The organism is Providencia sp. PROV150 (assembly GCF_028481025.1).
GTDB classification, from domain to species: Bacteria; Pseudomonadota; Gammaproteobacteria; order Enterobacterales; family Enterobacteriaceae; genus Providencia; species Providencia hangzhouensis.
The window spans coordinates 64,666-90,274 of record NZ_JAMPPJ010000029.1 but is presented as its reverse complement, the minus strand read 5'-3'; the positions used below and the strand labels follow the sequence as shown (position 1 = coordinate 90,274).

General features: G+C 41.4%; 21 protein-coding genes. 16 read left to right on the top strand and 5 right to left on the bottom strand.

What is annotated here, in order from left to right:
- Nucleotides 1–252: 252 nt before the first annotated feature.
- Genes PSE83_RS18070 through PSE83_RS18060 form a run of 3 tightly spaced genes read left to right on the top strand, consistent with a single transcriptional unit; the run spans nucleotide 253 to nucleotide 3,838 of the window.
- Entirely contained in the window at nucleotides 253–1,380 is a 1,128-nt protein-coding gene (locus PSE83_RS18070) for an aromatic ring-hydroxylating oxygenase subunit alpha (protein WP_004905752.1), read from the top strand.
- 39 nt (nucleotides 1,381–1,419) lie between these two features.
- The gene (locus PSE83_RS18065; RefSeq protein WP_004905749.1) at nucleotides 1,420–2,868 is read left to right on the top strand and encodes an NAD-dependent succinate-semialdehyde dehydrogenase; all 1,449 of its coding nucleotides are present in this window, start codon (nucleotides 1,420–1,422) and stop codon (nucleotides 2,866–2,868) included.
- A 16-nt stretch (nucleotides 2,869–2,884) separates the two neighbouring features.
- A complete protein-coding gene (locus PSE83_RS18060) occupies nucleotides 2,885–3,838 on the top strand; it encodes a PDR/VanB family oxidoreductase (RefSeq protein ID WP_036958568.1) in 954 nt (317 codons plus the stop codon).
- Between the two features lie 45 nt (nucleotides 3,839–3,883).
- On the opposite strand, the gene PSE83_RS18055 is transcribed toward PSE83_RS18060, so the two are convergent.
- Both PSE83_RS18055 and PSE83_RS18050 read right to left on the bottom strand, forming a co-directional pair.
- A complete protein-coding gene (locus tag PSE83_RS18055; RefSeq protein WP_136134493.1) occupies nucleotides 3,884–4,789 on the bottom strand; it encodes a helix-turn-helix domain-containing protein in 906 nt (301 codons plus the stop codon).
- Between the two features lie 34 nt (nucleotides 4,790–4,823).
- On the bottom strand, nucleotides 4,824–5,738 hold the full coding sequence (locus PSE83_RS18050; RefSeq protein ID WP_272661012.1) for a LysR family transcriptional regulator: 915 nt from the start codon (nucleotides 5,736–5,738) through the stop codon (nucleotides 4,824–4,826).
- Between the two features lie 102 nt (nucleotides 5,739–5,840).
- On the opposite strand from PSE83_RS18050, the gene PSE83_RS18045 reads away from it, so the two are divergent.
- The 12 genes from PSE83_RS18045 (at nucleotide 5,841) to PSE83_RS17990 (ending at nucleotide 18,784) form a co-directional block, all read left to right on the top strand.
- On the top strand, nucleotides 5,841–6,905 hold the full coding sequence (locus PSE83_RS18045) for a tartrate dehydrogenase (protein ID WP_004905742.1): 1,065 nt from the start codon (nucleotides 5,841–5,843) through the stop codon (nucleotides 6,903–6,905).
- Between the two features lie 213 nt (nucleotides 6,906–7,118).
- Complete coding sequence (gene prfC / locus PSE83_RS18040; RefSeq protein WP_004905741.1) at nucleotides 7,119–8,708, top strand: peptide chain release factor 3; 1,590 nt, start codon at nucleotides 7,119–7,121, stop codon at nucleotides 8,706–8,708.
- Nucleotides 8,709–8,899: 191 nt separating this feature from the next.
- A complete protein-coding gene (locus PSE83_RS18035; protein WP_004905738.1) occupies nucleotides 8,900–9,310 on the top strand; it encodes a BON domain-containing protein in 411 nt (136 codons plus the stop codon).
- 132 nt (nucleotides 9,311–9,442) lie between these two features.
- Nucleotides 9,443–10,540, top strand: a complete 1,098-nt coding sequence (locus tag PSE83_RS18030) for a patatin-like phospholipase family protein (protein ID WP_004905737.1) — start codon at nucleotides 9,443–9,445, stop codon at nucleotides 10,538–10,540.
- Nucleotides 10,533–11,318 (top strand): TatD family hydrolase, encoded by a 786-nt coding sequence (locus PSE83_RS18025; protein WP_036958567.1) that lies wholly within the window; start codon nucleotides 10,533–10,535, stop codon nucleotides 11,316–11,318. Before PSE83_RS18030 ends, PSE83_RS18025 begins: the two co-directional genes overlap by 8 nt.
- A gap of 305 nt (nucleotides 11,319–11,623) precedes the next feature.
- A complete protein-coding gene (locus tag PSE83_RS18020; protein ID WP_180359527.1) occupies nucleotides 11,624–12,907 on the top strand; it encodes a NupC/NupG family nucleoside CNT transporter in 1,284 nt (427 codons plus the stop codon).
- A gap of 474 nt (nucleotides 12,908–13,381) precedes the next feature.
- Nucleotides 13,382–14,161 carry a deoxyribose-phosphate aldolase gene (gene deoC / locus PSE83_RS18015; RefSeq protein WP_272661011.1) on the top strand — a complete coding sequence of 260 codons (780 nt, stop codon included), beginning with the start codon at nucleotides 13,382–13,384 and terminating at the stop codon, nucleotides 14,159–14,161.
- 48 nt (nucleotides 14,162–14,209) lie between these two features.
- Nucleotides 14,210–15,532 carry a thymidine phosphorylase gene (gene deoA / locus PSE83_RS18010; RefSeq protein ID WP_004905729.1) on the top strand — a complete coding sequence of 441 codons (1,323 nt, stop codon included), beginning with the start codon at nucleotides 14,210–14,212 and terminating at the stop codon, nucleotides 15,530–15,532.
- Between the two features lie 52 nt (nucleotides 15,533–15,584).
- The gene (gene deoB, locus PSE83_RS18005) at nucleotides 15,585–16,808 is read left to right on the top strand and encodes a phosphopentomutase (protein WP_004905728.1); all 1,224 of its coding nucleotides are present in this window, start codon (nucleotides 15,585–15,587) and stop codon (nucleotides 16,806–16,808) included.
- 457 nt (nucleotides 16,809–17,265) lie between these two features.
- Nucleotides 17,266–17,982, top strand: coding sequence for a purine-nucleoside phosphorylase (gene deoD, locus PSE83_RS18000; protein ID WP_004905727.1), 717 nt, complete (start codon nucleotides 17,266–17,268; stop codon nucleotides 17,980–17,982).
- A gap of 134 nt (nucleotides 17,983–18,116) precedes the next feature.
- Complete coding sequence (locus PSE83_RS17995; RefSeq protein WP_004905726.1) at nucleotides 18,117–18,428, top strand: type II toxin-antitoxin system HigB family toxin; 312 nt, start codon at nucleotides 18,117–18,119, stop codon at nucleotides 18,426–18,428.
- Nucleotides 18,425–18,784: a helix-turn-helix domain-containing protein gene (locus PSE83_RS17990; RefSeq protein WP_036958566.1), complete on the top strand. Its 360-nt coding sequence runs from the start codon at nucleotides 18,425–18,427 to the stop codon at nucleotides 18,782–18,784. Before PSE83_RS17995 ends, PSE83_RS17990 begins: the two co-directional genes overlap by 4 nt.
- 54 nt (nucleotides 18,785–18,838) lie before the next feature.
- Here PSE83_RS17990 and PSE83_RS17985 read toward each other — a convergent pair whose 3' ends face one another.
- A complete protein-coding gene (locus PSE83_RS17985; RefSeq protein ID WP_036958565.1) occupies nucleotides 18,839–19,333 on the bottom strand; it encodes a GNAT family N-acetyltransferase in 495 nt (164 codons plus the stop codon).
- Between the two features lie 203 nt (nucleotides 19,334–19,536).
- On the opposite strand from PSE83_RS17985, the gene PSE83_RS17980 reads away from it, so the two are divergent.
- Entirely contained in the window at nucleotides 19,537–21,048 is a 1,512-nt protein-coding gene (locus PSE83_RS17980) for a hypothetical protein (RefSeq protein WP_004905723.1), read from the top strand.
- Between the two features lie 65 nt (nucleotides 21,049–21,113).
- Here PSE83_RS17980 and PSE83_RS17975 read toward each other — a convergent pair whose 3' ends face one another.
- Together PSE83_RS17975 and PSE83_RS17970 are read right to left on the bottom strand one after the other, a co-directional pair.
- Complete coding sequence (locus PSE83_RS17975; protein WP_172766800.1) at nucleotides 21,114–23,903, bottom strand: M16 family metallopeptidase; 2,790 nt, start codon at nucleotides 23,901–23,903, stop codon at nucleotides 21,114–21,116.
- Nucleotides 23,893–25,599 (bottom strand): ABC transporter ATP-binding protein/permease, encoded by a 1,707-nt coding sequence (locus PSE83_RS17970; protein ID WP_164564558.1) that lies wholly within the window; start codon nucleotides 25,597–25,599, stop codon nucleotides 23,893–23,895. Before PSE83_RS17970 ends, PSE83_RS17975 begins: the two co-directional genes overlap by 11 nt.
- Nucleotides 25,600–25,609: the final 10 nt, after the last annotated feature.

The window sequence follows — 25,609 nt, the reverse complement described above, 5'->3', positions numbered from 1 at the left end:
GTTTTAAGGGTACTTTTTGTTAGATGCTACTTTTGGTTTACAAAGAATAGCCATGCAAAGATTGTGCAGTCAACAAGAAATTAACCAATCATTAACAGATAAGTTGTGGGTGATTGTATTAACTATTTGTTATTGTTGATTTAAATATTTTTGGTTAAAAAATTATCAATATTTCATTTGATCATTAATGCGATCTGCATTAACATTCTCAAAAAAGATGTTAACTATAAGTTTACATAAGTGAGGGCAATTATGAGCAATGCAACTAAAGTCATTTCGATTAATGATCACCTTGATATTGATAACGCATGGACAATCCCTGCGCGTTATTACACGTCTAATGATATTTTTGAGTATGAAAAAGAAAAAATATTTGCTAATTCATGGGTTTGTGTCGCTCATGTTAGTGAAGTAAAAGAAAAAAATTCCTATATCACTCGTGAGCTCATTGGCGAAAGCCTTGTGATTGTTCGTGGTCGTGATGATGTATTACGTGGTTTTTATAATGTATGTCCACACCGTGGACACCAGTTGATCAGCGGTGAAAGTGGCAAAGTCAAAAATGTGATTACTTGCCCTTACCACGCGTGGGCATTCAAGCTAGATGGCCAATTAGCACATGCGACTAATTGTGAAAATGTGAATAATTTTGAAGCCGATGCAATGTCATTAAGTAGCTTCCATGTTATTGAACATGCAGGGTTTATCTATGTAAATATGACTGTAGGTGAGCCTCAGCCTATTGAAGAGCAACTTCCTGGCTTAGCCGAAAAAATGCAAGAAGCTTGTGGAGTCATTAGCGATTTAAAATTGGCAGCGCGTTTTGTTAGCCATACTCCTGCTAATTGGAAAACTATCGTTGATAACTATATTGAATGTTATCACTGCCCAACCAATCATGTGAGTTTCGCCAGTTCCGTGGATGTCAACGTATACGAACACCAATTATTGGATAATTGGACTGTTCAAATTGGCAAGGCAAAACCCTCTGAATCCTCCTATCAGTTTGATGAATCTGTTTTAGACCCACGTTTCTTTGGTTTTTGGATTTGGCCAAGCACCATGTTCAATATGCCTCCAGGCGGGGATTTCATGACGGTAATTTATGAGTTTCCAGTGAACGCAGGGGAAACCTTGCAGCACTATGATATTTATTTCCTCAATGAAGAACTGACTGAATATCAGAAAAACTTAGTGGAATGGTATCGCACCGTATTCCGCCCAGAAGATCTGCGCTTGGTAGAAAGCGTACAAAAAGGATTACGCTCACGGGGTTATCGTGGCCAAGGCCGCATTATGGCAGATAGGCAACGTAGCGGGATCAGCGAGCACGGCGTTGCCCATTTCCATAAAATCGTCGCTGGTGCGCACACTGAGTAATCACGTTATTTATTATAAAAATAAAAGGAGAAGTCACAAATGCATCATTTAACTCACCCTGCACTATTTCGTCAGTTATGTTACATCAATGGGCAATGGGTTGATTCAGATAAAAAAATCCCTGTGACTAATCCTTTTGACCAATCTGTGCTGGGAACGATCCCCAGCCTGTCTGCAACACAAGTGGATGAGGCGATTGAATATGCCCATTCTGCAATGGAAGGTTGGAGTAAGCTGACTGCTAAAGCGCGTTCTATCATTCTACGCCGCTGGTTTGAGCTGATTGAAGCCCATGTTGATGATCTTGGGCGCTTAATGACGCTCGAGCAAGGTAAGCCACTGAATGAGGCAAAAGGTGAAATTCGCTATGCCGCTTCCTTTATTGAATGGTTTGCGGAAGAGGGGAAACGTGTTTATGGGGAAACCATCCCGCAAACAGTGGGAAGTAACCGCATTTCAACGATTAAACAACCGATCGGTGTGTGTAGTGCGATTACTCCGTGGAATTTCCCCGCAGCGATGATCACCCGTAAAGCAGCTCCAGCACTGGCCGCAGGTTGTAGTATCATCATTAAGCCTGCAACAGAAACGCCTTTTACGGCGCTTGCCTTAGCACAGTTAGCAGATGAAGCGGGCATTCCTGCTGGAATATTTAACGTCATTACTGGGGACTCTCGTGTTCTAGGCGAACGTCTAACTAAACATGAGCTTATCAGTAAATTTTCGTTCACCGGTTCAACGCAAGTTGGCCGAGTTCTATCTGAGCAGTGCGCATCGACGATTAAGAAAACATCACTCGAACTGGGAGGAAATGCGCCTTTTATTGTTTTTGATGATGCTGATATCGATAAAGCGGTAAAAAGTGCGGTTCAAGCCAAATTTCGCAATGGTGGGCAAACCTGTGTTTGTGTGAACCGTTTTTATATTCAAGATACGATTTTCGATGAATTTCAGGTCAAGTTCGTTGCAGAAGTCGCCAAATTGCAAGTCGGTAATGGCCTTAAAGCGGGAATTGATATTGGGCCTATGATAACGACACGTGCTATTGATGGTATGAATGAGCTATTACAGGATGCACTAGCGAAAGGTGCACGCCAATTAACCTTAGGTAATGAAGTAGCGGAGTATGGCAATTTCTTTAATCCAAAAGTCCTTGTTGATGTTGATGACTCAATGAAGATTGTTCATGAGGAAATCTTTGGTCCCATTGCAACATTGATTCGTTTTAGCGATGAAAATGAAGTGATTACTCGCGCCAATAATACGATTTATGGCTTAGCGGCTTATTTCTTTTCTCGTGATGTGAGTCGTGTATATCGTGTAGCTGAAAAACTACAAAGTGGCATGGTCGGTATCAATACAGGCTTAATTTCTAATGAAGTTGCTCCCTTTGGTGGAGTGAAACAATCAGGTTTAGGAAAAGAAGGCTCTCGATATGGTATTGAGGATTATTTAAGTACTAAGTATCTGTGTTTAGATATTGAATGATGAGAGGGGCACTGTGATGAACCAACAAAAAATTGCAGTCAATGTCAGTCGAATTGAGCAAATTAGCCCAAATATTAAAATGTTCGAGTTTGTTGCACAAGAGGGCGCGCTAATGCCTTTTAGCGCAGGCAGTCACATTACCGTTCATATGGGCGAGCAGGCTGGTTTGCAACGTGCATATTCGTTAATCAGCGACCCGCAGCAGTGTGGCAGTTATTGTATTTCTGTCTTGCGTGATGAAAACTCGAAAGGCGGTTCTGCATTTATGCATGAGCAGCTATCGCCAGGGGATAGCTTGTATTTGTCCCCAGCACAGAATTTTTTCTCGTTAGCACCGGATAACCAATGTAAGCATATTTTGATCGCCGGTGGGATTGGGATCACGCCTTTTCTCTCTTATCTCTATGAATTAGAAGAAAATGGAATGGATTTTGAACTTCATTACTGTTTTCGTGATAGTACAACGGCGGCATTTCTTGAACATTTACAACAGCGTATTGGCTCGCGTTTATTTCTTTATGACGGTAGCCAAGGGCAGCGAATGTCTGTCGAACAGTTAGTTAAAGCACAAGGAAGTAATAGCCATCTGTATGTATGTGGCCCTCAATCATTAATTAATGAGGTGATTGAAAAGGGTCATCAGCACTTGGGTGAATCACAGGTTCATTTTGAAAATTTTGGCGAAGTTGCCAGCGAAGGGGACTCATTTGAAGTCTATTTCCAACGCTCAGGCTTTAGTTTAGAAGTCGGTAAAGATGAGTCTATTTTGCAGGTAATCGAAGCAGATAAGCGCATTAACGTGGAATGTTTATGCCGTAATGGGGTTTGTGGAACTTGCGAAACGGCAATACTTGAGGGAGAAGCTGATCATCGTGACCACTACCTCGATGATGATGAAAAAGCTGAGCAGAAAACGATGATGTTGTGCGTTTCTCGAGCTAAATCTAAACGATTAGTCCTTGATTTATAATCAAAGTTGCCCCGCTTAGGCCATAAGTGGGGCAAAATACCTGTTTTAAATATCTTTTAATTCAAACATTAAAAAAGGCTGTTTTTCATCATTAAAGTGTTGATAAGCCGTAATTTGTTTGTCTTGAAATACGATTTGACCACGCCCTGTACGAAATACTTCATCTAACCATGACTTATGGTTGATCACTAATTGATATAATAAACGTTGTAGCTCAAGGTAATCTATTTCAGTCGATTGATTGTGTAAGTTGCTGGCTAATATTTCGCCTGCTTTATCTGTAAATACGACTAAGTGATTGAAATGAGATAATAATACATCAAAATAGCATTTGATTTTACGTAGGCGTAGTTCGGTGTTTTTACGTTCGGTGTTGTCTAAACTGATCCCAACCAGCTTTGTCACTTTGCCATTAGGGCCTCTGACTCCTGTTGCTCGGGATGTGATCCAACGGTAATCGCCTTCCCAGTTAATTTTAAAATCCATTTCATGGGCACCGCCTTCACGAATAATTTTAGAATATCCATTAACTAATTTTTCTTTGGAGTCATGGCTCATTAAAGCCCAGAAATCTTCATTACTGGTGATTTTGATACCATAAACGGCTTCAACGTTGTCCGAGTAGTTCAATTCCCCAGTTAATAAGTCCCACTCCCAGGTCACGATATCTGCGGATTCTTGAAGATGGACTTCGTTGATGTTGCGCATGACGCCTGAATTGCTAACAGTGACTTGGTTATTGGTATACTCACCGTATTTCAACCATATCTTGTCGACATCCAATAACGTGGCGAGCTTTTCAAGATTATCTTCATCAATCATGCCGCCTTTCGTCCATTTGTTAACCGCCGTTCGGGAAACACCAAGGGCTTCAGCGGCTTTTAATTGACTCATTTTTTTCTGTTTTAGCAATTTCAACAAACGTTCTTTGAATGTCTCTGTTTCTGTCATCAATTCATGTTTACCTTATAACTTATGGAGTTAACTAAAAACCATGTGATAAGTGAGTAGCAAGGTATTGCTCTAGATTTTCGATAAAGACTCTAAGATTAGCACTCGTTCGGAGACTTCTCGAATATACAGCATAAACATCTGCAGTTTGATGCCATTGCGGTAACACTCGTACTAATTGGCCTGACTGTAACTCAGGCTGCACACTCCATTGGGAGCGCAATAGGATCCCTTCACCACTTAAGCACCATTGCTTGGCGACTTCACCATTATTGACGGTTAATTTGCTATTGGGAGTGACCGTCATACTTTCTTGCTGGTGTTCAAGCTTCCATACCGCGGGGGCTTGATTACGTTCTTTAATCGCAATACAAAAGTGCTTTTGTTCCAGTTCTTGTGGGTATTTTGGGTAGCCGTGTGTTGCTAAGTAGGTTGGAGAAGCGCACAGAATACGCTGGTTCCGTGCAATTCGCCTAGCAATAAATTGCTCAGCTATCGTACCGCCAATACAGATATCAACGTCAATGTTTTCACTAATAATATCGACAGACTTATCGGTCAAAGTGAGATCAATGCCTAATAAAGGATGACTCCCCCGTAATGTGAGTATAAACGGGTTAATATAAGTACTGCCAAACCCTGTGCTACAACTGATACGTAGATTGCCGCGGATCTCTTCGCGACAGGCGTTGAGTTGTTGTTGCATCTGTTCCAATTCAGCTAGCATCACTTCACTGCTACGTAAAATAATTTGCCCTTCGTGAGTCAGCTTAATTGAGCGAGCCGTTCTAAAAAATAAAGTTTGTCCTAAATTTTCTTCTAGCAACTTAATGCGTTTAGAAACATAAGCTGGGGATACCAACAGCTGTGATGCGGCTTGAGAGAAACTCATCAAACGGGCAACCGTGACAAAAACGCGGATATCCTCTAACGAAGGAAGCTTGTTCATAGTTTGTAAACCTAAGGATTACACTTCATATCTATACTTTATCACAGCAACCCCTAAACTGGAGAACAAACAGACATAATTCATTTATCAGAGGTTTTCACAATGTCACAATTTAACATAGCGGTTATTCCTGGTGATGGTATTGGTACCGAAGTGATCCCTGAAGGATTAAAAGTATTAGCAGCGGCAGCCAATAAACACAATGTAAAACTTAACTTTACCCATTTTGATTGGTCGTGTGAAACCTATCACCGTACAGGGCGTATGATGCCTGAAGATGGTTTAGAACAATTAAAAAAATTTGATGCGATTTTTCTCGGTGCGGTAGGGTTCCCTGGTGTTCCTGATCATATTTCGTTATGGGGGCTGTTATTACCTATCCGTCGTGCTTTTAACCAGTATGTTAATTTGCGTCCTGTTCGTTTATTTGATGGCATTAGATGCCCATTAGCAGATAAAAAACCGGGAGATATTGATTTTTATGTCGTGCGCGAAAACGTTGAGGGGGAATACTCTGCGATTGGCGGTATTCAGTACGAAGGTACGGATGAAGAAATGGTACTGCAACAAAGCGTTTTTACCCGTAAAGGTACCGACCGTATCTTAAAATATGCTTTTGATTTGGCGCAGTCACGTGAGAAAAAACATTTAAGTTCAGCGACGAAATCCAATGGGCTATTTCATTCAATGCCTTATTGGGATAGTCGTGTAGCCGAAATGGCGAAGCAATACCCAGATATCAAAGTTGACCAATTTCATATTGATATCTTTGCTGCAAACTTAGTGAGAATGCCAGAGTTCTACGATGTGATTGTAGGGTCAAATCTATTTGGCGATATTTTGTCAGATTTAGGGCCTGCTTGTACAGGAACTATTGCGATTGCACCCTCAGCCAATATTAACCCAGAAAAACAATTCCCATCGATGTTTGAGCCGGTTCATGGGTCAGCACCTGATATCGCAGGGCAAAATATTGCCAACCCGATTGGTACAATTTGGGCAGCCGCCATGATGATGCAGCATTTGGGATGTCCTGAAATGCATGATTCGATTATGTCCGCAGTAGAAACAGCGATTAAACAGCGCCAACATTTGACTCGTGATATGGGCGGCGATGCCAGTACGCAGGCGTTAGGGGATGAAATAGCCCGTTTGGTTAGTGCTTAGTTGATGCATAAAGACGGTGTTTATTGAGTCAATTTAGTGAGCCATCGAGGGACTGTTTTGCCTGTTCCTCGATGCTTTGATTGTTAATACCCCCAAGATCTGCGAAAATATCCGCCAATTTTGATTAACAAGACGGATTTGCGACGCCAAGAGCCACATTGAGCCTCTTCGAATGCTTATACAAATCTGTATATAAACGAAAAGAACGGTTAAATGACAGATCAGAACTTTCTCCATGAAGTTAGCACACGCAGAACGTTTGCTATCATATCCCACCCCGATGCGGGTAAAACCACAATAACCGAAAAAGTGTTATTGTTTGGGCACGCTATTCAACGTGCTGGTACGGTAAAAGGCCGTGGCTCTAACCAACACGCTAAATCTGACTGGATGGAAATGGAAAAGCAGCGTGGTATTTCGATTACCACCTCTGTTATGCAGTTTCCTTATAATGATTGTCTTGTTAACTTATTGGATACCCCAGGTCACGAAGACTTCTCTGAAGATACTTATCGTACATTAACGGCAGTTGACTGCTGCTTGATGGTCATTGACTCGGGTAAAGGGGTTGAAGACCGGACACGTAAACTGATGGAAGTCACTCGTCTACGTGACACTCCAATCTTAACTTTCATGAATAAGTTGGACCGTGATATTCGTGACCCAATGGAATTAATGGATGAAGTGGAAAATGAGCTGAAAATTGCTTGTTGTCCAATCACATGGCCTATTGGTTGTGGTAAATTATTCAAGGGTGTTTATCATTTATTACGCGATGAAACAATCCTATACCAAACAGGCCAAGGTCACACTATTCAAGAAGTCCGTATAATTAAAGGGCTGAATAACCCAGATCTTGATACTGCCGTAGGTGATGAATTAGCGGCACAGTTACGTGATGAGCTGGAATTGGTTCAAGGGGCATCTCATGAATTTGACCATGACGCATTCTTGCAGGGTGAATTAACCCCTGTCTTTTTCGGAACAGCATTAGGTAACTTTGGTGTTGACCATATGCTAGATGGCCTAGTGGAATGGGCTCCTCAGCCACAACCGCGCCAAACAGATTTACGCCAAGTTAATGCGACAGAAGAAAAGTTCACCGGTTTCGTATTTAAAATCCAAGCAAATATGGACCCGAAACACCGTGACCGTGTTGCGTTTATGCGTATAGTTTCAGGTACTTATGAAAAAGGCATGAAACTACGCCAAGTGCGCATCAAAAAAGATGTGGTCATTTCTGATGCTTTAACCTTTATGGCGGGGGATCGCTCTCAGGTCGAAAACGCCTATGCAGGGGACATCATTGGGTTACATAACCATGGTACGATTCAAATCGGTGATACCTTCACACAAGGTGAAGAGCTCAAATTTACGGGTATTCCTAACTTTGCCCCTGAATTATTCCGCCGTATTCGCTTACGTGATCCGCTAAAACAAAAACAACTGTTAAAAGGCCTCGTTCAGTTATCTGAAGAAGGTGCAGTACAGGTGTTCCGCCCGTTAACTAACAATGATTTAATTGTTGGTGCGGTAGGTGTGCTGCAGTTTGACGTGGTGGTTTCGCGTTTGAAAAGCGAATATAACGTTGAAGCTATTTATGAAGCCGTTAACGTTTCTACTGCGCGTTGGGTTGAGTGTGATGATGCGAAGAAATTCGAAGAGTTTAAACGCAAAAATGAGCAAAACTTAGCCCTTGATGGTGGCGACAACTTGTCTTATATCGCACCGACTATGGTGAATTTGAACCTGACTAGTGAACGTTACCCTGACGTTAAATTCCGCAAAACACGCGAACACTAATTGTGTTTATGACCCACGACTAACATAGTTAGTGGGTCATCTTATTTCGAACTTCATTTAAAGCAACTTTCCCTGTTTTTTTATGCTTATCATCAAGAATATTCTGTCTTTATCACCTTTCTCTTTATTTTTTATGTTTTTTTACTTAGGCTATATTATTCGTTGTCCATTGCAGTGAAAGGAAGGTTTTTATGAAAAAAGCAAAACTATTGAGTTTGTTAGGAGTTATTGGGTTGAGCTGGGCGCTCGCGGCTTGTAGCTCATCATCAGATAGCGCTTTGAAAAAACAAGCCTCAGAAACCTGGGACAGTGCATCTAAGACCGTTGAAATGGCAGGTAAAGATACTGGGAATGCCATTTCGAGTGGCGCTAAAAACACCGGTGACTACATTGATGACTCCGCGATTACGGCGGATGTAAAAGGAAAATTACTGGGTACGAAAGGTATTTCGAGTAACAGCGTATCAGTAAAAACAGTCAATGGTGTTGTTTACTTATCAGGCTTTGTTAAATCAGCCGATCAAATTGATAAAATTACCCAAGTGGCATCGCAAGTCAATGGGGTAAAATCAGTACAAAATGGTTTAGTCATCGCTAACTAATCAGTAAATAAATGTCTCAATAGCTCATATTGCTGAATATTTATTGTACAATGCGGATAGAATGGGCTTTCAAAGGGAAGCTCATTCTGTTTTTGAGCTATTTAAAGTGAACTTCTGTCATTCAGAGGCATTATGGGAAAACACGTTTCAGTTACACTCGGCACGATTGAGCCGCTTGCATTCTTTGATAATATCAACTCGGGAAAAACTGCCCTGATTTGTGAAGGTGGCGGTCAACGAGGAATTTTTACTGCGGGTGTACTGGATGAGTTTCTTATCTCTGATTTCAACCCTTTTGACCTGATGATAGGCACTTCAGCTGGGGCTCAAAATCTTTCTGCGTATATTTGTGGGCAAGCAGGTTATGCACGCCGTGTGATCACGCGTTATACGACTAATTCGGCATTTTTCAATCCACTGCGCTTTATCCGCGGCGGTCATCTGATTGATTTAGATTGGCTCGTCGACACCACAGCAAAGGAATTCCCATTACGTATACAAGCAGGGCTCGATTTATTAAATTCAGGCCGTGAATTCTATATGGGAGCAAGCCGCAGTGATGATTTTTCCGCTGCTTTTCTAAAGCCTGACGCAGACAACTGGCTCGATATTATTCGTGCATCCAGCGCTATTCCGGGCTTTTATCGTGAAGGTGTCGAATTTGATGGCACGCTTTACCAAGATGGTGGCATTAGTGCTGCTATCCCAGTTGAAGAGGCATACCGCCGCGGTGCAGAGACTATTGTGGTGATCCGTACCGTTCCTTCCCAAATGTATTTTACCCCTGAATGGGTGAAAAGAATGACTCGGTGGCTGGAAGGGGATAAAAATGGCCTACAACGTATGGCCGCGATGCTAAAAGTTCATCTGAAAAGCTACCGTAGAACACAAGAATTTATTGAAAACCCACCAAAAGATGTACAGGTCTTTGAGATTTATCCACCTGTTCCACTGAAAAGTAGTGCGCTGGGTAGTAAGGTATCTTCGCTTAATCAAGATTACCATACGGGGCGCCGGTGTGGTCGCTATTTTATTGCAGCACTGGGTGATGCCTTTGACCACAACACAAATCGCTTTAGCCATACTTTGGCACAGAAAATTGAGTCTAACCCATTAGATATTCAGCTTGAGCCACAAGTACCGAATGAGCTCATTCCTGAATTGGCGGCGGAGCCTGTTACCTCAATGCCTTTGGCCGCAATATCCGCAAATGAAAATCGTGATGGCTAAACGTCAATTTATTGATACTCATTGCCATTTTGATTTCCCACCTTTTAGTGATTCCTTCACTGAAAGTTTGCAGCTTGCTCAACAAAGTGGGGTGAGTGATATTATCATTCCTACAGTGAGTATGGATAATTTTGCACGAGTTTGGCAACTGGCACAGCAGTACCCGCAGTTGCATGCCGCTATGGGGTTTCATCCGTTATACTTGAGTCAGTTTCAAGAGCAACATATTGATATATTGACTGATTATCTAGCTAAAAAGAATAAAAAGTGTGTGGCGATAGGGGAGATTGGGCTTGACCTCTATATGCAAAACCCGCAATTTGAGCGCCAGCAAGTGGTGTTGTCCGCCCAATTAAAGCTAGCGAAACAGTTTGATTTACCAGTTATTTTACATTCACGTAAAAGCCATGACCCATTAGCTGCGATGCTACGTCGTTTTGATGTCCCAGCTCGTGGCGTTGTGCATGGTTTTGCCGGCAGTCTATCTCAAGCCCAAGCCTTTGTTAAACTTGGCTATTATATTGGTGTTGGTGGCACAATTACTTATGACAGAGCGAATAAAACTCGCCATGTGATGTCGCAACTCCCTTTGACTTCATTATTATTCGAAACGGATGCCCCTGATATGCCAGTTTCAGGTTTTCAAGGCGAACCAAATCGTCCTGAACGTATTGAGTGGGTTTTTCGTTCATTATGTGAGCTTCGCCACGAATCCCCTGCAGAAATAGCCCAACAACTTTACAACAATAGTTTGTCGTTATTTAATCTCACCAAGTAAAATCGCATACAGAATCATAAATAATATTTATATAATTTCACTAATTGGCTATTAAAATCTATTTAGTTTTTATTGTGCTTAATTGGGACTTTAGTGCCTTTACAGATTAAACTGAATAGTTTTTGTGACTTTTGTCACATTATGTGAATTTTTGTTGTTTATTGCAGTATGTATTTGTGATGAGTATTGCGGGTTATTGGTGATGACTAGGTATAATCATCAAATTAAGAGTCAAGGTGACTTACACGTTTCCTTATATATCAACCTAAAATAAAGTGAACAGGGATCCTTCCATGCAGCTCATTATGAGTATTATCGGAATGGCGGTACTTATCGCGATAGCTATTCTATTTTCCAGCAATCGCCGAGCAATTAGACTACGCACAGTTGGCGGCGCATTTTTAATTCAATTAGCCATTGGTGCATTTGTTCTTTATGTTCCAGCGGGGCGTAGTGTGCTCCAAGGGATGTCTGACGCGGTTTCTAAAGTTATTGGATATGGTCAAGATGGGATGAGCTTCATCTTTGGCGGCCTTGTTTCCGATAAAATGTTTGAACTGTTTGGTGGCGGTGGCTTTATTTTCGCTTTCCGCGTTTTACCAATTATTGTTTTCTTCTCATCGTTAATTGCTGTCCTTTATTATTTAGGGATCATGCAGTTAGTGATTAAAGTTCTTGGTGGTGGTCTGCAAAAAATATTGGGAACCTCAAGAACAGAATCGTTATCTGCAACAGCAAATATTTTTGTTGGGCAAACGGAAGCACCATTGGTTGTTCGCCCTTATATTGCAACAATGACGACATCAGAGCTGTTTGCCATTATGTGTGGTGGTTTAGCTTCTGTAGCGGGTTCAGTTTTGGCCGGCTACGCCCAAATGGGTGTACCAATGGAATACCTGATTGCTGCCTCCTTTATGGCCGCTCCAGGTGGTTTATTATTCGCCAAACTGATGGTTCCAGAAACAGAAGATGTAAAAGATAGGGTTGATGCGACAGATTTAGTCGCTGAAGATGAACGCCCTGCCAATATCATTGATGCGGCCGCTTCTGGGGCATCATCAGGGATGCAACTGGCGCTGAACGTAGGGGCAATGTTATTGGCCTTTATCGCTTTGATTGCATTGATCAATGGCATCTTAGGTGGTATCGGTGGCTGGTTTGATTATCCACAATTATCACTGGAATTATTATTAGGTTGGTTATTCGCTCCGATTGCCTTCTTAATTGGTGTGCCGTGGAGTGAAGCGACAGTTGCTGGTTCTTTCATCGGTCAAAAAATTGTTGTGAACGAATTTGTTGCATTCATGAACTTCGGTGAATACATGAAAGCGGATGCTGAAGTACTGGCGGCAGGTAAACAAGTGCTTTCCGACCATACTAAAGCGATTATTTCGTTTGCATTATGTGGTTTTGCTAACCTTTCATCCGTCGCTATCTTACTCGGTGGTTTAGGCGGAATGGCGCCAAATCGCCGTGGTGATGTCGCTCGTTTAGGTATGAAAGCGGTTATGGCTGGTACCCTGTCTAACTTAATGAGTGCAACCATTGCTGGCTTTTTCTTGACGTTAGGCGCAGCAGCCGTAATTTAATTTATATTTGCTATCAGCTAATCCAATTAAACGGAAGGGGATTAATCCTTCCGTTTTCATTTTGATTCGTTATATTTTTTTATGACTTTTTATATTAATCGTAAATTTTCAACTATTCTTAACTTAGTCAATTAATGATAAAGAAAATATTGAAAAAGCCATTTGAGAGAAGAATTGGTGGCGATAGATGGTATAATTTGATCTATATCACATTTTTTATTTTAATAATGTAACATTCAGTCGATTAATGTGATTTGTAGCACATAAAATGGCGTCATTCCATGGTCAAATAGGCATTAGTAAGCTGCTATGGAACTGCTAGTTCTCAGAGTCTAGGACTCTAGGGCATGATGCGGTGAGAAGGATCTCAGCTGCTCAGTTCGGAAAGAATCCGACTAGCATCTTTAAGGAACCAAGCCCGCTCGCCAACAAAGAACGTGTCGTTCTGAAGAATTAACAACGTTGGAGAGTTATATGACTGATTTAAAAGCGGCCGCACAACGCGCGCTGTCACTTATGGATTTAACCACTTTAAATGATGACGATACAGATGCGAAAGTCATCGCACTGTGTCATCAGGCGAAAAGCCCAGCAGGCAATACCGCTGCAATCTGTATTTACCCTCGTTTCATTCCTATTGCACGTAAAACATTACGTGAGCAAGGCACTCCAGATGTGCGCATTGCTACGGTCACGAATTTCCCACACGGTAACGATGATATTGATATCGCATTAGCTGAAACCAAAGCAGCGATTGCTTACGGTGCGGATGAAGTTGATGTTGTTTTCCCTTATCGTGCGCTGATTGCGGGTAATGAACAAATTGGTTTTGATTTAGTGAAAGCCTGTAAAGACGCTTGTGCGGCTGCGAATGTGTTGCTGAAAGTAATCATTGAGACAGGTGAGTTAAAAGATGCAGAATTAATCCGTAAGGCTTCTGAAATTTCAATTAAAGCGGGCGCTGATTTTATTAAAACCTCGACAGGTAAAGTACCTGTTAATGCAACATTAGAAAGTGCGGAAATCATGATGCAAGTCATCCGTGATATGGGCGTTGAAAAAACAGTCGGCTTTAAACCTGCTGGTGGTGTACGTACCGCAGAAGAAGCAGCAGAATACTTAGCGTTAGCGGGACGAATTTTAGGTGACAATTGGGCAGATAGCCGCCACTTCCGTTTTGGTGCTTCTAGCCTATTAGCAAATTTATTAAATACGCTAGTTTTTGACGTTAAAAAATCAAGCAGCAGTTATTAATTTTCGCAATATTGTTAGCCGATAAATTCGACTTTAAAGGAGAATATTGTGTTTCTGGCACAAGAAATTATCCGTAAAAAACGTGATGGTAAGCCATTAAGCGAAGAAGAAATTCGTTTCTTTATCAATGGTGTTCGCGATAACTCAGTTTCAGAAGGTCAAATTGCTGCATTGGCAATGACTATCTATTTTAATGATATGACCATGCCTGAGCGTGTTGCATTGACATTAGCAATGCGTGATTCAGGTACGGTTCTGAACTGGAAATCACTCAACCTCAATGGTCCATTAGTTGATAAACACTCAACGGGCGGCGTGGGGGATGTGACTTCACTGATGCTTGGTCCAATGGTTGCAGCTTGTGGCGGTTATGTACCGATGATCTCAGGCCGTGGTTTAGGCCACACTGGTGGAACACTAGACAAGCTTGAAGCGATCCCTAATTTCGATATCTTCCCGGATGACGTTCGTTTCCGTGACATTATCAAAGATGTCGGGGTGGCAATTATTGGGCAAACTAATTCATTAGCACCTGCCGATAAACGTTTCTATGCGACCCGTGATATTACAGCGACAGTGGATTCAATTCCGCTAATTACCGCTTCAATCTTAGGTAAAAAATTGGCTGAAGGCCTTGATGCTCTGGTGATGGACGTTAAAGTCGGCTCAGGCGCATTTATGCCAACTTATGAGAAGTCAGAAGAGTTGGCTGAGTCAATTGTGAAGGTCGCTAATGGGGCGGGTTGTAAAACTACGGCATTATTGACTGACATGAATGAAGTGCTAGCTTCCAGCGCAGGTAACGCAGTTGAAGTTCGTGAAGCGGTTCAATTCTTAACGGGTGAATACCGTAACCCACGTCTTTATGAAGTCACTATGGCGTTATGTGTAGAAATGCTGGTATCTGGTTCATTAGCAGCAAACCGCGAAGAAGCACGCCAAAAATTACAGGCAGTATTAGACAATGGTAAAGCGGCAGAAGTGTTTGGCCGTATGGTAGCAGCTCAAAAAGGGCCTGCTGATTTTGTTGAAAATTACAACAAATACCTGCCGACTGCGGTACTGAGCAAAGCCGTTTATGCACCAAAAGATGGCATTATCACGCAAATGGATACACGTGCGCTGGGAATGTCCGTAGTGACGTTAGGCGGTGGTCGCCGTAAAGCGACAGACCCAATTGATTATAGCGTTGGTTTGAGTGATATCGCTGCGTTAGGCGCCAAAGTGGATACCCAAACGCCACTGGCAATTATCCATGCAAATAGTGAAAAAGCGTGGGAAGAAGCGGCGAAAGAAGTGCGTGAAGCGATGGTGATTGGAGACAAATCTCCTGAAACAACACCAATGGTTTATCGCCAAATCAGCGAGTAATACAAATAGATTTTAGTGGTATATCGTTTTAAAAATACCGCAGGAGAAAAATATGAAACGCACATTTATTATGGTTTTGGATTCCTTTGGGATCGGTGCAGCACATGATGCACATAAATTTGGGGATGAAGGTTCCAATACATTGGGTCACATCGCAGATGCTTGCGCCCGTGGCGAAGCGGATATTGGTCGTAAAGGGCCTCTGCATTTACCTAATTTAACAAAATTAGGTTTAGGTAAAGCAGGAGAAGAATCAAGCGGTTCATTCCCTGCAGGTCTTGACCCTAATGCAGAAATTATTGGTGCGTATGGTTATGCGAGCGAAATTTCTTCAGGCAAAGATACGCCATCAGGCCACTGGGAAATCGCAGGTGTTCCTGTGTTATTCGATTGGGGATATTTTTCTGATGAAGAAAATAGTTTCCCTCAAGAGTTACTGGATACGTTAGTTGAGAAAGCGAATTTACCGGGTTACTTAGGTAACTGCCACTCATCAGGTACGGTTATTTTGGATCAACTGGGTGAAGAGCATATGAAAACCGGGAAACCTATTTTCTATACCTCAGCTGACTCCGTATTCCAAATCGCTTGTCACGAAGAAACTTACGGCTTAGATAAACTGTATGAGCTGTGTGAAATTGCGCGTGAAGAGTTAACCAAAGGTGGTTATAACATTGGCCGTGTTATCGCGCGTCCATTTGTTGGCGACAAAGCGGGTAACTTCACACGTACAGGTAACCGTCATGACTTAGCGGTAGAGCCACCAGCACCAACTGTATTGAAAAAATTAGTTGATGAAAAACAAGGTGAAGTTGTTTCTATCGGTAAAATTGCGGATATTTACGCTCATGTCGGTATCACCAAGAAAATTAAAGCCACTGGTATCGATGCGCTATTCGATGCAACGGTAGAAGAAATGAAACTAGCGGGTGACAACACCATCGTTTTCACTAACTTTGTGGACTTTGACTCCGCATACGGCCACCGCCGTGATGTGGCAGGTTATGCTGCGGCATTAGAATTATTTGACCGCCGTTTACCTGAACTAATGAAATTAGTTAAAGAAGACGACATCCTAATTTTAACGGCAGACCACGGTTGTGACCCAACCTGGCCAGGTACTGACCATACCCGTGAGCACATCCCAGTGTTGATTTATGGTCCAAAAGTGAAACCAGGTTCATTAGGTCACCGTGAAACTTTCGCAGATATTGGCCAGACAGTCGCTAAGTATTTTGATTTGTCGCCGATGGATTACGGTAAACCAATGCTCTAACACCCATTACCCGTCATACTTTGAGCTGTAGCGGTGTTGGCTGCACAAAACCACCCTAATCACATACTTGTGTATGCTCATAGGGATGGTTTTGCTTGCCGCCTTGCTACAACTCAAATTATTTAGGGTAATGGCGGGGAATTAAAGGTAATGGGCAAAGCTTTGTCGTCATACTTTAAGTTGTAGAGTGGTGTTGGCTGCATAAAACCACCCTAATCACATACTGATGTATGCTCATAGGGATGATTTTCTTTGCCGCCTAGCTACAACTCAAATTATTTAGGGTAATAGGTAAGTATGAAAGGTAGTGAGCGAGCTATTGAAGGGTAATAAGCTAGCTGTAGTTCGTTGGCTGCGATTCAAATTGCTTAGGCCAGTAAGATACAGATTATTAATAATAAGGTGGGAAGCCACCTTATTCATTTGAAAATATTTAATCGTTTAAAGGGAAATAATCATGGCAACTCCACATATTAATGCAGAAATGGGTGATTTCGCTGATGTCGTTCTGATGCCAGGCGACCCATTACGTGCAAAATACATCGCTGAAACCTTCCTTCAGGATGTTCGCCAAGTCAATAATGTGCGTGGCATGTTAGGTTTTACAGGGACTTATAAAGGCCGTAAAATTTCGGTAATGGGCCACGGTATGGGGATCCCTTCATGCTCCATTTACGCGAAAGAACTGATCACTGATTTCGGTGTAAAAGTGATTATTCGCGTTGGCTCATGTGGCGCAGTAATGGATGACGTAAAATTGCGTGATGTTGTGATCGGTATGGGCGCTTGTACTGATTCACGCGTTAACCGTCAACGCTTTAAAGAAAATGATTTTGCAGCGATTGCGGACTATAACTTAGTTCATAATGCGGTTGAAGCGGCAAAAGCAAGAAATGTAAATGTACGTGTGGGTAACCTGTTTTCAGCAGACCTATTCTACTCACCAGACCCTGATATGTTCAAAGTGATGGAAAAATACGGCATTCTGGGCGTTGAAATGGAAGCTGCGGGTATCTATGGTGTGGCGGCTGAGTTTGGCGCACGCGCACTGACGATTTGTACCGTTTCTGACCATATCAAAACGGGCGAACAAACTACCTCAGAAGAACGTCAAACCACGTTTAACGAAATGATTGAGATTGCACTGGATTCAGTGTTGTTAGGCGATAAATAATCGTTAGATGTTTTCATTATGCTATAAATGCCACCTATTGAGTGGCATTTTTTATGAGAAAATTATAATAATAGTGAGTCCTAAATTGGGACTTGATGATTGACTTAGTCCTAAAATGGGACTAGGCTGAGCTTATGAAAATCATCTCCATAAAAACGCTGAAAGACTTTTGGCTAAAATATCCAGAGTCAGAACCACCACTGAAGGCTTGGTTAGATGAAGCGATTAAAGCGACATGGAAAACCCCTTCAGATATCAAAGGAATGTACCGCAGCGCGAGTATTTTAAAGAACAAGCGGGTGGTGTTTAATATAAAAGGAAATTATTATCGGTTAATTGTGGCTATTGCATATCAGCGTGGGTGGATATTTGTTAAATTCATTGGAACTCATGAACAGTATGACCGAGTTGATGCAGAAACGGTGGATTTGGAGTCATGGACATGAAAATTAAACCCATCAGAACAGAACAAGACTACAAAGCGGCCTTATTGGCTGTTTCTCCTATGTTTGATAATGAGCCTGAGCTAAATACCCCTGAAGGGGATTATTTTGAAGTGATGTGTTTATTAATTGAAGAGTACGAGAAAAGGCATTATCCGATAGAAGCACCAGACCCAATTGAAGCGATTAAATTTCGTATGGAACAACAAGGTCTTACAGTTAAAGATTTAGAACCAGCAATAGGTAAAGCGAATCGGGTTTATGAAATATTAAATGGGAAACGTAATTTGACGTTGCCAATGATCCGTCGTTTACATTGTCAGTTTGGTATTCCATTACGTAGCCTAGTCGGGGTGTAGTGCTTTTGAAGGAATAGTTAAGGTGAACGCCATAGGTAATATGGCGTTTTAAGACTAACTTTTTATCCGGCTCATCATCACGGCATCAACATATTGCCCATCACGGAAAGCATAATCTCTCATGCGGCCTTCTTGTTCGAAGCCAAACTTCTCATACAGCCCAACGCCACTGCCATTTGTTGCAAACACTTCCAATTCAATACGGCGCACATTCAGCCAATTGTCACAGTAATCCACCATCACTTGCATCAGTTGTGAGCCAATACCTTTGCCTTGGTGAGCTTCACTGACGGTAATGCCGAAAGTCGCAACATGGCGACGGCGTACTTGGCTCGGTTGGCTGATAACTAGCAAACCCACAACGTCGTCACCAATGGTGGCAACAAACTGAGTGACGAGTGGATCATTTTCCCCGAGGCGAGCTTCCCAGGTTTTTTCTGTTGGGTATGGCAATTGTAAGGTGTTGGCATACGCCGAATAATCAGCGTGCATTTTAGTTATTGCAGGCACATCGTCCAGAGTTGCTCTGCGGATGGTTATGTTATTCATTACTTTTCTCATTATTATTATTTCTAGAATATATTAATCACATTAAAAACATACTATGTCAATGAGATATAAGCGTTATCCTATAAAAATCATGAAATAAAGTGAGTGTATTGCAATCGCTATTTGATATAAAAAACTAATGAGATTCTATACGCTATTTTATTATTTTAAGTGAAAACAAAATAGAAATTGAAGAGGTTGATATGTTATCTGTTAAAAATAAAAATTTTGATGAAAAAAAATATTTAACTATGTCATTGAATGACATGGTAATAGCAATAACCAAAAATCCAAAGGTTTTCGAAGGGAAAAGCGATATCATCATCGATAAAATAAAAACAGCCAAAAACAATGGCGAGAATGGCTGGGCAGAAATAAATAAATCATGGGGTATTGTTGCGAGCGGGAAAGCGAAAGAAAAAATTGATAAGTATTTTAAGAAAGGATTGAAAGTTGATAGAGATACTTCAATAAATAAAAATGTAAAGATAAATATTAGTGATAAAGAGACAACTCTCCAACCTATAGATGTTAAAGATAAGGAAATATCTAGCGCTAAAAATGAATATGAAAGGCGCGATTTTAGTGGGAAGATGGGAGATAAATTTAAACAGGCTGTAAATAAAATGGCGGGTAATATTGAAAGTAAAATGGAGTTAAAAAAAAGTAAGAGGGATGAAGAGAGTAAAAAAATAAATAAGGTTGAATGTGACAGTTTTGATGATTTAATTAATGATTTTAAAACAGGAGAGGCTTTATCTAAGAATGAATTGAGTCATATAAAATTTTTGATGAGTTACATTAGAACAAAAGAACCGATTGGGAATGAAGATGATATAAGAAAGGAACTTGAGAATGTTTTTGTGAAAATTACTAATTCAATAATGAACGATGATAAGAGTAAAGTTCTTCACTTGTATCAAGAACAGCGCTTTCTATCTATATATAACTCATCCTGTCGAGTTGCAACCTACGCGATAGAGTCTTTACTTGAAAAAAAAGGGTTCCAGAAAGAAATAATCACAAAAATTAAAAAATATCTTATTAATTATTCAAATGAGTATTTAGTTAAACTTAAGCTAAACGAATATAAGTATAATGACTACATTAAAAATATAAAGAAATTTTCTGATTTTGATATTTTCAAAGGAGTTGAAAGTATTGATAAAATAATTTTTCTCAAGGGTATTCTCTCTGAAAATAAGTTTACCAGTGAGGGTAGGCGATTTTTAACAAAATTGAGTGATAATTTAAAGGATGAAAAGATTATTGACTTTATAAAAGAGAAAATGAATTTAGATGTTGAATTTTTGAAATCTGAATATGATAGTAAATGTTTCGAAGAAAAAAATAAAATTATAGATGCTGCTATTGCTAGAATTAAATCAATGCTAATAATAAAATCAATATCTAAAAATATTGTAGACTCTGTGGTTGAAATTATTAATGGAAAAAGAATCAACGCAAATATAGAAACATTTCTTTCTAAAATTGATTTGATTGTAAATATTCTTAAGTATAAAAGAATTAAGGCAAATAAAATTGCTAGTGATATTGAACACTATCTGGATATTTCAATGGATAAACTAAAACTAGAGGTTGAAATAGCGAAATCTAAAGAAATATCATTCAAAGAACGCATGTTTTCATTATTTAATAACTTAAATAATCGAATGTTAAATTTTATCTATAACGTAAGGCATTCATTTAAATAATGGTACGGTTGATGTGGCTATGGAAACCAACAGCTTGATGAATAAAGCTGTTGGTTTTTCTGATATCAAGGCGTCATCATAAATACTTTTGAATTTCGCCCTAAATACTGGCGAGTCAAACGGTTAATATCCTCAACGGTGAGCTGGCGAATAATGTCTTGTTCTTGGTTTAAACGCTGGTATTGCCCATCATCGCTGGCAATCTGCGCTAGAGCCTCAGTCCAGTAGCTCGAGCTATCAGTGACTTGTGAATTTTCTGTCAGCCAAATATTTTTTGCTTCGGTTAACTCTTTTTCACTCACACCTGTTTGACGAATTTGACCTATTGTTTTTTGGGCGATTTGCGTCATTTCTTCAGCACGTTCAGGTGAGGTGGTGAAATTCAAGCGCGCGAGGTAATACGGTTGCGGTTTCTTCGCGAGCATCTGTGAAAAGCCTAGCGCATAAATACCACTCGCTTTCTCACGTAGTTCACCACGTAAGCGTTGGCTCACAATGGTATCAATCAGTTGAATCGCTAAGCTGTCTTGCTGGTTCCAGACAGCAGGTGACGCGAACTGAATACTCACCATGCTCTTATCGCTGCTACTGATAGGATAAGTTTTATTAAAACTCGCCATTTTTGGCATGATCCCTTGGTCGCGAGATACCAGTTTTTGGTTACTGTGTGGCAGTGAGGCAACCCATTGCTCTAACAGAGGTTTTAGATCACGGCTATTCATTGCTCCAGTGATCACCAGAGTCATATCTGCTGTTGAGGTGAGTAATTGGCGGTTAGCTTGCTGTAACTGCTGAGCCGTAAATTGCTGCCAGCTGCCCTGTGGGTTAATCACCAAAAATTCACCGTGGGTATAGCTTTCCCGATTAATATTATCAAGGAAAGTGCGTTCTACGGGAGTTTTGGATAAGTTTAAAGTAAAAGATTGTTTTTGTTGCTCTAATTTTTCACCACTAAATTGCGGAGCGGTGAGTTTTAAATTGAGTAACTGTAGCGCTGTTTCGAGGTTATCGACAGGGGCTTTTCCGCGAAAACCATGTGTCAGCAATTCACTGTATGGGCGAACGCTAATTTGGTTTTGTTTTGCCAGCAGAGCCAGATCACGCGCACTGTAATTTCCATAACCGCTGCTTTCAGGAAGTTTCACCGCCCAATCCGTTAAACCTGCCGTTTGTTGTGTTTCTAACGAACGGCCACCCGGTAATTGCAAGTTAAATTGAATATCATCTTTCAGGTTTTTGTCTGTTTTAACAATTACCTGAATGCCATTGCTCAAAGTCCAATGTTCCGCTTTTTCAACGGGGAGCTTAGATTGCTCAACAATACTGCCTTTTATGGATTGGGGTAATTGCAATTGAATGGCTTTGGAGCGTAGCGTAAATGGCCCCGGCGTGCTTTGGCGTATTTTAAGCCATTGCTGATTAAATACTGATTTATCAATCGCAGAGGCATCAGTATCAGGCCCAATTAATGCTAAACGCGGGGAAGCGGTTTGTAGGAATTTAGCGACATGCTGTTGTAAGTCTTGCGGCTTAACGGATTTCATTAACTGGTAGCTGTTATCTAACTGCTGGCGTTTATTCCACATTGGCATGTCGTATTCAAGCGCCGTCGTCAGTTGCCCTGCTAAATATTCATTACTATAACGTTGCTCTGAAGCGGCTTGCAGGCTGAATTTTTTCAACATCGCTTGCTTTGCAGAATCAAGTTCTTCTTGGGTAACCGGCTCAGTAGCAAGGCGTTGTAATTCTGTAAATAAAATCTCAGTTGCACCTTGGTAATCATTACCTTTCGGGTGGATGATCATCAACTGTTGTAAGCGCTGGTTATCTAACATTGCCCCTTGTTCATTGATGCTAATCGACGGCAAAATGCCGTTATCCACCATAACGGAGAAACGTTGGTTTAAAATGGCCAACCAGAGGTTATCCAGTAAATCTTCCGACTGCCCTAAACGGGTATTTAGCGGTGCGCTAACATCATTTTGTAAGGCAAATTGCACATAACGCGCCCCTTGCTCTTTATCAAATACACCTTGCACTAACATATTGGTTGAATGGGCAAATTGTTTCCATTGCGGGTTATCTTCTGCCACTTTTTTGGGTTTAGGGAGCGCAAATAAATTATTAACCTGATTGCGTACTGATGAACTATTGAAATCACCAATAATTAATAGTGACATTCGCTGAGGCTGATACCATGTTTGATAATAGTCTTTCGCTTGCTCAATCGGAGCATTGCGTACCACATCTAATGAGCCAATTGGGTTGCGATCGACGTAACGGCTACCGTGGTAGCGTAATTTTTCTAAGCTGTCATTGATGCGATAGCCCATCCCTTGGCGTAAGCGCCACTCTTCGACAATTACAGGGCGCTCTTTTTCAAAGGCTTCTTGGTCAAAGGTCATATTTGACGCCCAATCGGCCATCACTTGTAAGCCTGTGGCGACTTGTGCTGTCGTGGCTTCGGGGAGTGATAATTTATATAGCGTGGAATTTAAACTCGTAATGGCATTCACATGGCTACCGAGTTTAAGCCCTTGGTGTTCCAGCTGTTTGAACCCCGTGGTTCCCGGAAAATGTTTGGTGCCTTTAAACGCCATATGTTCAGTAAAGTGTGCGAGGCCAAGCTGCTGTTCATTTTCTTGTAATGAGCCGCTACTGACCAATAAACGCAGTTCAACTCCGGGTTGATTACGTTGCAGAAGGTAAACTTGTAGCCCATTGTCGAGTTGATAGTGTTGAAGGTCACCGCGCACAGGTAACAGTGAGGTTGAATTTTGGCTCACCGATGTACTGCCTGCGCAGCCACCGAGCAGAATGCTTATTAATGTGGCGAAGGTAATTTTATGAAGCATATTCAGGCGTTCCTGTATTTAAGGATTTTTCACTCGCAGGTTCAACGAGCAATATTTGTTGTTCCGCAAATTGAGCAACGAAGCTTTGATGGCTAACCAAAACAATGGCGCTGTCATGTAACTCAGCTTTCAATAGAGCGAGGAGTTCTAATGCGCTGTTTTCATCAAGGGCGGAGGTGGTTTCATCCAATAAAAGCAGTTTTGGTCGGTTGAGCAATAAACGCGCAAACATAATGCGCTGCTGTTCTCCACCAGATAGGCGGTTGTTCCAATCAGTTTCGAGTGCGAGTTGGTGATGCAGCTTTTCTAACCCGACTAACATCAATGCATATTGAAAATCTTGCTGACTAAATTGGGATGTTGCTTTGGGATAAGCCAATAAGCTATCAAGCCGACTAATTGGTAAATAGAGGCGTTGTGGGATCCACATAACTTTTTCTGTTCGGCTGATAGTGCCGTTGAAGAAAGGCCAATGCCCACTTAGCGTGCGTAATAAGGTGGACTTACCAACACCAGAACGGCCACGAATCAAGGTTAATTCGCCTTGTTTGGCGGTTATATTCACGGAATTAATTAAGCAGCGGTTGTCTGCGGTAGAAACGGATAATTTAGCGATCAGAGGTGGCGATTTTTCGTCGATAGTAACCACCGCTTTGTTATCGTTTTCCAATAAAACCACAAAGTTGTATAAACGGGAGACTGTGGCTTGCCATGCGGCGATTTCTTTATAGGCAAAAATAAACCAGCCGAGTGAAGTGGCAACACTGGTAAAGGCTTGGCGCAATTGCATTAAGCCACCCAACATGATTTCACCCGCAAGGAATTTAGGTAATGCGAGTAATACAGGCGCTAAGGCGGTAACTTGTTGGTAACCCACTGTGTAGAAAGAGAGGTTCCGCTCACAACGGATCAAGCGGTTCCAGTTGCTAATAATTTCACCAAAGCGCCCCATCAGTTCTTTTCTATCTTGAGTTTCACCACGCTGCCCTGCGATGGCATCACCGTGTTGGCGGCAATTAATTAATGAGCTACGGTAATCCGCTTCGCGGCGTTGTTTATCCATATGCAAACGGCGAAGTGGGAAACCAATCCATTGGGTAAGTGCAATACCAATGAGGGTATAAATAATACAAGCCCAGAACATATACCCAGGAATGGTCCAGTCGCTATCGGCAAAGTTAAACGACAGGCTACCGGAAAGTGTCCAAAGGATGGTCGCAAATGAAATCAGAGTTAACATTGAGTGGAGGAATGTCACCACTAAATTTAATGTCGATTCAATCAGTAAACGAATATCTTCGGCAATACGTTGGTCTGGGTTATCTGGCTCTTGTGATGTCAGCCTTAATAGGTAATGTTTGCTATTTGGGGATAACCAACGGCTAAGTACTTGCTCCGTCATGCCTTTGCGCCAGCGGATAATCAGCATTTGTTTTAGGTAATTACCCATAACAACGACAAAAATTAGCCCGCTGACTAAAATCACAAAGTATTGCAATAAGCCATACAGCGCTTGGCCGTCGAGTTTTTGTAGGGCGTTATAAAAATCCCCATTCCACATGTTCATTTTGACGTTGAACCACACAGATGACAGTGTGAGCCCCAGTGAGGCAAACAGCAGTATCCAGCACAAAAGGGCAGCACGCTGCCCCCAAAAAGGTTTTACTAAATAGAAAAATTGTTTCAGTGTCTTCATGACGTTTTGT